The 7,632-nt window shown below is 50.0% G+C and carries 6 protein-coding genes; 5 read left to right on the top strand and 1 reads right to left on the bottom strand.

The features are described from left to right. The coding region (locus GF404_02710) for an ATP-dependent DNA helicase RecG (GenBank protein MBD3381088.1) at nt 1-690 on the bottom strand (690 nt) is incomplete at its 3' end. A 154-nt stretch (nt 691-844) separates the two neighbouring features. Here GF404_02710 and GF404_02705 point away from each other — a divergent pair. From GF404_02705 to GF404_02685, 5 genes are all read left to right on the top strand, one after another. Further along, the gene (locus GF404_02705; protein MBD3381087.1) at nt 845-2,206 is read left to right on the top strand and encodes a DUF4139 domain-containing protein; all 1,362 of its coding nucleotides are present in this window, start codon (nt 845-847) and stop codon (nt 2,204-2,206) included. 95 nt (nt 2,207-2,301) lie between these two features. Then, nucleotides 2,302-3,567 carry a tetratricopeptide repeat protein gene (locus GF404_02700; GenBank protein MBD3381086.1) on the top strand — a complete coding sequence of 422 codons (1,266 nt, stop codon included), beginning with the start codon at nt 2,302-2,304 and terminating at the stop codon, nt 3,565-3,567. A 54-nt stretch (nt 3,568-3,621) separates the two neighbouring features. After that, a complete protein-coding gene (gene priA / locus GF404_02695; protein ID MBD3381085.1) occupies nt 3,622-5,823 on the top strand; it encodes a primosomal protein N' in 2,202 nt (733 codons plus the stop codon). Nucleotides 5,824-5,892: 69 nt separating this feature from the next. Then, nucleotides 5,893-6,582 carry an HD domain-containing protein gene (locus tag GF404_02690; GenBank protein MBD3381084.1) on the top strand — a complete coding sequence of 230 codons (690 nt, stop codon included), beginning with the start codon at nt 5,893-5,895 and terminating at the stop codon, nt 6,580-6,582. After that, nucleotides 6,579-7,616 carry a phosphoribosylformylglycinamidine cyclo-ligase gene (locus GF404_02685; protein MBD3381083.1) on the top strand — a complete coding sequence of 346 codons (1,038 nt, stop codon included), beginning with the start codon at nt 6,579-6,581 and terminating at the stop codon, nt 7,614-7,616. Before GF404_02690 ends, GF404_02685 begins: the two co-directional genes overlap by 4 nt. Nucleotides 7,617-7,632: the final 16 nt, after the last annotated feature.

Below are 7,632 nucleotides of genomic sequence, written 5' to 3'. Positions count from 1 at the left end.
CTCCTCAAAAGCTAATCTCTGACGGGCGGTCTCGAGGCGGGTTTCATCCTCGGGAAAATGGATCTGCTCCAGCGCTTCGGCTATCTCTGGCAGTGTCAGTTCCTTTAAGATGAATTCCGGCATGAATTCCGGCATCAGGTGCCCGCATCGATCGAGAGCTTCACGGATGATATTGCGAAATCCACGGCTGGTCAGACCGACTTTTGCCAGGACAGAACCGGAGCTGTAGAGCGGGACTATACCGGCGGTGTGCAGGAGGTTTTCGGCATCTTCCTTGTCACCCAGTTGTTCGAACTCGGGGTGGACTATCTGGAGACCGTAGAAATCCTTGACTTCGCCTGTAACCGAAAGTACCGCCCCTTTCTTGATAGAATTTTTGATATAGCCTGCCCTGCCAAACCAGACCAGGTTCAGGTGGCCACTGCCGTCATCGAGGATTGCCTCGAACCTGCGTTTCCTCCCGGGGATTACGCCGGTGGCCCGGATCTGGCCGATCAGGGTGACTTTATCACCCGGTTTGAGCTGGTTGATCGGCTTGATATTGGTGCGGTTGAGGTACCGGCGTGGGAAATAATACAGTAGCTTCTCGATCGTGTCGATCCCATGTTTTTCGAGCGCGCCTGCCCTTTTGTTTCCTACCTTCAACATGTGCGAGGGCTTATCGGATGGCTTTAATGTTTTTACTTGCATAATCGAAAGTATTGGAATTTAAATCCTCTTGGCAAGTCTAAAGCGATGTCATAATTGATGTTTTGACTGCTTGAGCGTCTCAAATGGAGATAATCGGGAATATCGAAGATTAATCTGTGTATAATAACAGAAAGCGGGAGAAAAGGAGAAAATAATGAGATTCAGGCTTATTAGCATAATTTTTATTCTGATGATGTTTGCGGTTGCGAGTTCTGCGGAGGTCGCGGTCACTGTCTACAATCAGGATCTGGCCCTGATCAAAGATCAGCGCGCTCTCGAATTTAAAAAGGGTGCATTTGAATTGTCATTGACCGATGTCCCCGACAGGATCGATCCGACCTCGGTGCATTTCAAGCTTATGGATAATCCGGAAAAGGTTGCGCTCCTGGAGCAGAACTATCGCTATGACCTGGTCGACTTCAACAAGATTCTCGAGAAATATCTCGACCGCGAGATCGAGATGGTCGATGAAAAAGGTGAGATGTTTTCCGGCAAACTGCTGGCCCATAACCGCGGAGCGGTGACCCTTATGAAACCATCGGGCGGTCTTCAGGTTTTGATGACCGACAAGCTGAGCCGCTACAGTTTTCCCAGTCTTCCAGAGGGTCTGATTACCAAACCGACTCTGGTCTGGCTGCTCGATTCCGACCTGGCTGGAAAGCATGAGGCGGAGGTGTCGTACCTGACCAAAGGTATGAACTGGCATGCCGAATATGTCGGGGTGGTTTCCGAAGATGAAACCGACTTGAGCCTTGCCGGATGGGTCTCGATCGAGAATAATTCCGGTGCGACTTATCCTGAAGCGAAACTGAAACTGGTGGCTGGCGATGTCAATATCATCGAAGACAAACGTGAATTTCTTATGGCCGCTTATGAAGCTGATTATGGACGTGCCGCTAAAGCCGCTCCCGGATTCGAGGAGAAGGCTTTCTTTGAATACCACCTGTACACTCTCCCGCGCGCTACTACTATAGCCGACAACGAGATCAAGCAGATATCTCTGTTCGAACCGGCCGTTACTTTAGTCAAGAAGATCTATCTTTTTGAAGGCAACCGATCGCAGGGGGACATAAAGGTCAGCATGGAGTTTGTTAATTCTAAATCCAATGGTCTCGGTATGCCGCTTCCGGCCGGAAAAGTGAGAATTATGAAACGCGATTCCGATGGTGCCATGGAATTCGTGGGCGAAGACCTGATCGATCACACTCCGCGCGATGAAAAGATCGATCTGTATCTCGGCAATGCCTTCGATCTGGTGGGGGAACGCAAGGTCATCGATTCAAGGCGTGTCAGCAAGCAGGTGCAGGAAGAGGATATCGAAATCAGCCTGAAGAATCGCAAAGAAGCTGAAGCTGTCACGATACTGGTGCGTGAAAAATTGTATGCGCGTGACTGGGAAATTCAAAGTTCCAATTTCGAATATCAGAGACCTGATGCCAATACTATCGAGTTCAAGGTTCCGGTCGAGGCCGGCCAGGAAGTGGTAGTAAAATACACGGTCAGGCGCGTCAGGTAGTCATACCAAAAAATAGTCAAAAGATTTGACTTTAAAGAGGTGCTGTATTAAACTTCTCAAAATATTTGAGAGAGTAGAAACGGAGGATACAACAATTGAAGAAACTGATTTTACTGATCGTAGTTATACTGTTCGTGATGTCGTCCATAGCAGTCAGCCAGAAACGTCTCAATTACAACGGCTATATCCGTTCAGCCAAGATATATCTGGGCCTGACCCCGAAAGATTTCAAGATGGCCGCGAAGAGATGCGAAGAAGCAATTCATTACTATCCGGACAGGCCGCCTCTCGAGGCCCATTATATCCTCGGGACAATTTACGCCGAGAAAAACCTGGTCGATTCGATGATGAATCATTTCAATTATATCCTGACGTTGTGTGACACAACTACCGAGAAAAAGGTCAAAGAGACCTGCGAAGATGATAAATATGCCGAGCAGATTGAGAAGATTCTGTTCTCGACCTGGATCAATACTTATAACGACGGGGTTAAAGTTCTGCAGGATGCTCGCGAGGAAGAACAGGAATGTCAGGAATATGAGGATGCCATGGCGCAGGTGGAATGCATGGAAGAATCTATGGAGAGCTTCGAGGACGCTCTTGAATATTTTCAGGACGCCACCAAGATCCTGCCAGATTCCGCCAATGGCTGGGTGAATCTGGGCCTGACATATCTCAGGCTGGATGATACTGCCAAGGCGATGGAGAGTTACATTAAAGCGCTTGAGTACAATGACACCGATCTTGGTCTTTTAACGAATCTCTCGACGATTCATTTTAATCGTGGCAATTTCGATTCAGCTTCGATCTATTTCAACAAGATCCTCGAACAGGAACTGGAACCTTCCAGCCGGGCGGATATGCTTTACAACCTGGCGATCTGCAAGCATAATACCGGCGACATCGACAGCGCGATTGAAGTTTTGAATGAAGTTATCGAAATCACCCCGGAATCGCCCGATGTGCTCTACAACCGCGGAGCTTTCAAAATTCGTAAAACTGCTGATATCGGCCGTGTCGCCAACGATTTCCGTGATTCGATTGCCGATGGTAAAAAGCAGTACCAGTCGCAGGTCGATTCTCTGAACGAAGAAATGGGAGACATTTATCATTCAGCGGCCGAAGATTTCAAGAAGGTGACTGAGATTTCGCCGGAATATCGTGACGCCTGGGAATGGCTGGGCAACTGCTACTTCTATGTCGAGGAGTGGGAAAAATCAGCCGAATCGTTTGAAGAACTGGTCAAGCTCGATCCCGATTACGAGGATGCCTGGTGTCAGTTGGCGATTATCTACACTCGCCTGAATCAGCCCGAGGATCGCGACAGGGCGGCCGAAAAATGCAGTAAATATAAAGATTAAATTTAACTTTCTGTTAAGTCAGGGCAGTCACAGGGACTGCCCTTTATTTTTGTCATGGTTGTAAATGTCGTAATTTTCAACGGACCGCCCGGACCGCTCAGTTATCTTCCCCCAGAAGGAGTGATTTCTGATCCGGAGATCGGAACGCGGGTGCTGGTTCCGCTCGGCAGGCGTAAGGCGCTGGGGCTTGTAGTTTCATGTTCCGACAACCAGGGCCGGCAGTTAAAGCGAATCACTGAAATTGTTGATCATCGCCCAATAATAAGCCGTGATAAAATCGAAATCGCACGCTGGATCAGCAGGTATTACCGCGCGCCACTCAAGGAGGTTCTGAGCCTGTTTCTGCTCAAAGTACACACATCGACAGACAGCCTCAAGGTCTATTCGCTAATTGAAAAAAAAGAAATTGAAAACCTCGGCCTCGATGAACATCAGCAGGTTATAATCAGGTACATGGCGGGTCGCAAAGAGGTCAAGCTCTCGACATTGAAAAAACATTTTGGTGGCAAGCTGTTTTTTAAAGACCTGACGGAGCTGGAAAAAGCTGAACTGATCAAGGTCGGTTTTCAGGCCCGTATTCCGGATGTTTCCGAGGATATCCATAAAATCCGTTTTTCTGATCCGCAGGAGATGATTTTAAACAGTCAACAACAGGTCGCTTATGAGACAGTGCGCGAGACGGTCGAAAAATCGGAATTTGTTCCGTTTTTGCTGTTTGGTGTAACCGGTTCAGGGAAATCCGAAGTCTACCTCAAGCTTGTCTGGGACTGTCTCAGAAACGGCAAAAGCGCACTTCTGGCACTTCCAGAGATCGCGTCCTCAGAAGAACTCTATCGCAAGCTGAAAAACAGGCTGGGCAACCTCGTCTGCCGGATCCATTCCGGGCTCAAGCCGAACCAGCGACTTGAAATCTGGGATAATATTCGCGAGGGCAATTACCGCGCGGTAATCGGTCCGCGATCGGCGCTGTTTACTCCGTTGCGGGATCTGGGATTGATCATTGTCGACGAGGAACATGACAGTTCCTACAAACAATCCGGGTCCTCGCCGACTTACCATGGACGCGATCTGGCGCTGATAATGGGCCGGCAACTCAACTGCCCGGTTCTGCTGGGATCTGCCACACCCTCACTGGAGAGCTGGCATAACGCGGAAATTGGTAAGTACAAGCTTCTGCGCCTGAGCCAGCGCTGGGACAGCCGTCCCCTGCCCCAGATCAATCCGGTCGAGTTCAGTTTTACCGCCAGCGGGACGAGCCTTTCCGAGGAACTTCTGGACCGTATAAACCGGGTCGTGAAAAGCGACGGCCAGGTAATGCTATTGTTGAATCGGCGCGGTTTCGCTCCCACGGTCAAATGCGAGGAATGCGGGTTCACGTATGCTTGCCCGAACTGTTCGGTCGGACTGGTCTATCACAAGGGGGACAATTCCCTGCGCTGTCATCTCTGTGACTACAAAGCCGGCCGGTCCGATAAGTGTCCAGAATGCGCGGGACGGGCATTTCTGTATTTCGGGACCGGCACCCAGAAGCTCCAGGACGAAATAGAGGTCGCCTTTCCAAATGTTCCCTGTGCCAGGATTGACCTGGACAGCGCCTCGGACCGCAAAAGCTTGCAGAAAACACTGGATGACTTTCGGGCCGGGAAAATCAGGATTTTGATCGGCACGCAGATGATCGCCAAGTCCTTTGATTTTCCCAGGGTTTCCCTTATGGGAATCCTGTCGGCTGACTCCTACCTGGAATTCCCGGATTTCAGGAGCCGGGAGAAAACATTCGCGCTTCTCCTGCAGGCCTCCGGGCGTGCCGGTCGGGGCAAATTTCCGGGCCAGGTCGTAATCCAGCATTCTCCTCTCTATGAAGATTTTATTGCAGGTCTCAAGGAAGAAAAAGTGGAAGAGTTTCTCGAACAGGAGATGAAAGCCAGGGAGGAACTTTTGTTTCCACCTCATTGCCATCTGATTCTGATGCATCTCAAAGCCCCCGCGATCAACCAGGGCGAGGACGCAGTCGGCAGGATCGCTGATATGTTTTTCCAAAACCGGAACCATTTTGAGAATGTGTTTGAATACTTCGGACCCTCACGAGCTCCCCTGTTTAAACTGCGCAATAATTATCGCTGGCAGATACTGATCAAGACCACGGCGGTATTCAAAACCCTCGATATCATTGAGCAAATGCTTTCAAAAACCGATCTCAGGTCAAAACTGCGCAATGTGCGCCTGTCGCTCGACGTCGATCCTGTCGATATGTTGTAATGGGATTAATATTATACTGACAATTAATCGCTTGACCGTAATGATTGAAAAAATTAGCTTTGAGGGATTATGAAGGCAGTCAACTCGAAAAAAACGAATCATGTGATGATCGAGGATATCAAGAATGATCCCGAAGTCCGGGCCTTGATCGCCAAAGCTGACAGCAACCTGGATGAACTCGGCTACACCGAGCACGGTGAGAGGCATTGCAGTCTCTCGGCCAATATCGCCTATAATATCATGCAGAGGCTGGGATACTCGGAAAGAGAGAGCCAATTAGCCGCGATCGCCGGTTATATGCACGATCTCGGCAATGTCGTCAACCGCGACTACCATGCCCAGACAGCCGCTTTATTGGCATTCGATCTCCTGCGCCGAAAGGGCATGAATCCAGCCGAAATCGCGGAAGTCATGTCGGCTATCGGCAACCACGATGAAAAAGATGGTGCTCCTGTCTCGGCTATCTCGGCCGCGGTAATACTGGCTGATAAGACCGATGTTCATTACTCGCGGGTGCGCACGACAGAACTGATCAAACAGGACATTCATGACCGGGTCAACTACGCCGCCCGTTCGTCGTTCCTGAATGTCAACCAGGAGAAAAAGACCATCTCTCTGGTAATCGAGATCGACACCGAGATATCTTCTGTTATGGAGTACTTCGAGATCTTTTTAACCCGCATGGTAGTCTGCCGCCGTGCGGCTGAATATTTGGATATGAAATTCGAAGTTGAAATCAATAAGTCAAAACTACTATGAATGAAAAGAAACATCTCACCTACGCCGAGGCCGGAGTTGATATCGAACGGGGCGACGAGGCCACGCGCAAAATCAAGAAACTGATCGAGTCCACATATAACGCCAGAGTAATTGGTGGTTTCGGGCATTTTGGCGGATGCTTTTCCGGCCGGTTCGAGGGGATCGAAGAACCGGTTCTGGTCTCCTCGGCCGATGGTGTCGGGACCAAGATCAAGCTCGCCTGCATGCTGAAAAAATACGATACGGTCGGGCTGGATATAGTTCATCATTGTGTCAATGATATTGCTGTGATGGGCGCACAACCGCTTTATTTTCTGGACTATATTGGACTTGGCAGGCTGGAACCGGGCACGGTTGAGGAGATCGTGGGTGGTCTGGCGGAAGGGTGCCGCAACGCCGGCACGGCCCTGATTGCGGGTGAGACAGCCGAGATGCCGGATATATATAATGAAGGTGAATTCGACCTGGCAGGCTTTATTGTCGGCCTGGTCGACCGTAAAAAAATTATCGACGGTGCGAATATTGTGGCTGGAGATAAAATCTATGGTTTCGGATCCAGCGGGCTCCATACCAACGGTTATACGCTGGCGCGCAAGATCGCTTTCGAGGCGGCCGGTTGGGCACCCGATCATTACATCGATGAACTCGGTGATACTATTGGCGATGCCCTGCTCACTCCTCACAAGCTCTATCTGGACATCATCGCCGGCCTGCGTGAAAGGGAATTTGTAAGGGGATTCGCCCATGTTACCGGCGGTGGTATCGCGGGAAACCTGTCACGGATTATGCCCGCTGGTTTGACTTTCCACATCGATACCGGAAGCTGGCAGGTGCCGAAAATATTCGGCCTGTTGCAAAAGCATGGTAATGTCGAAACGGCCGAGATGTTTCATGCCTTCAATATGGGTATTGGCCTGCTATGCGTGGTCGACAGGCGTGCGGATGATGACCTGTTTTCCGGGATGGAAGGCGACGACCGCCCGGTTTTGATCGGTGAGGTTATCAAGGGAGATAAACCACAGCTTAACTTCTGAGCATTCAATCAGGGAC

The organism is Candidatus Zixiibacteriota bacterium (assembly GCA_014728145.1).
Lineage (GTDB): Bacteria > Zixibacteria > MSB-5A5 > JAABVY01 > JAABVY01 > WJMC01.
This window is presented reverse-complemented; position numbering and strand designations above follow the sequence as displayed.

Bases quoted from the DNA above. Each gene is read 5' to 3' on its own strand.
- GF404_02705 (MBD3381087.1), top strand. From the start codon at position 845: ATGAGATTCAGGCTTATTAGCATAATTTTTATTCTGATGATGTTTGCG.
- priA (MBD3381085.1), top strand. From the start codon at position 3,622: ATGGTTGTAAATGTCGTAATTTTCAACGGACCGCCCGGACCGCTCAGT.
- GF404_02690 (MBD3381084.1), top strand. From the start codon at position 5,893: ATGAAGGCAGTCAACTCGAAAAAAACGAATCATGTGATGATCGAGGAT.
- GF404_02685 (MBD3381083.1), top strand. From the start codon at position 6,579: ATGAATGAAAAGAAACATCTCACCTACGCCGAGGCCGGAGTTGATATC.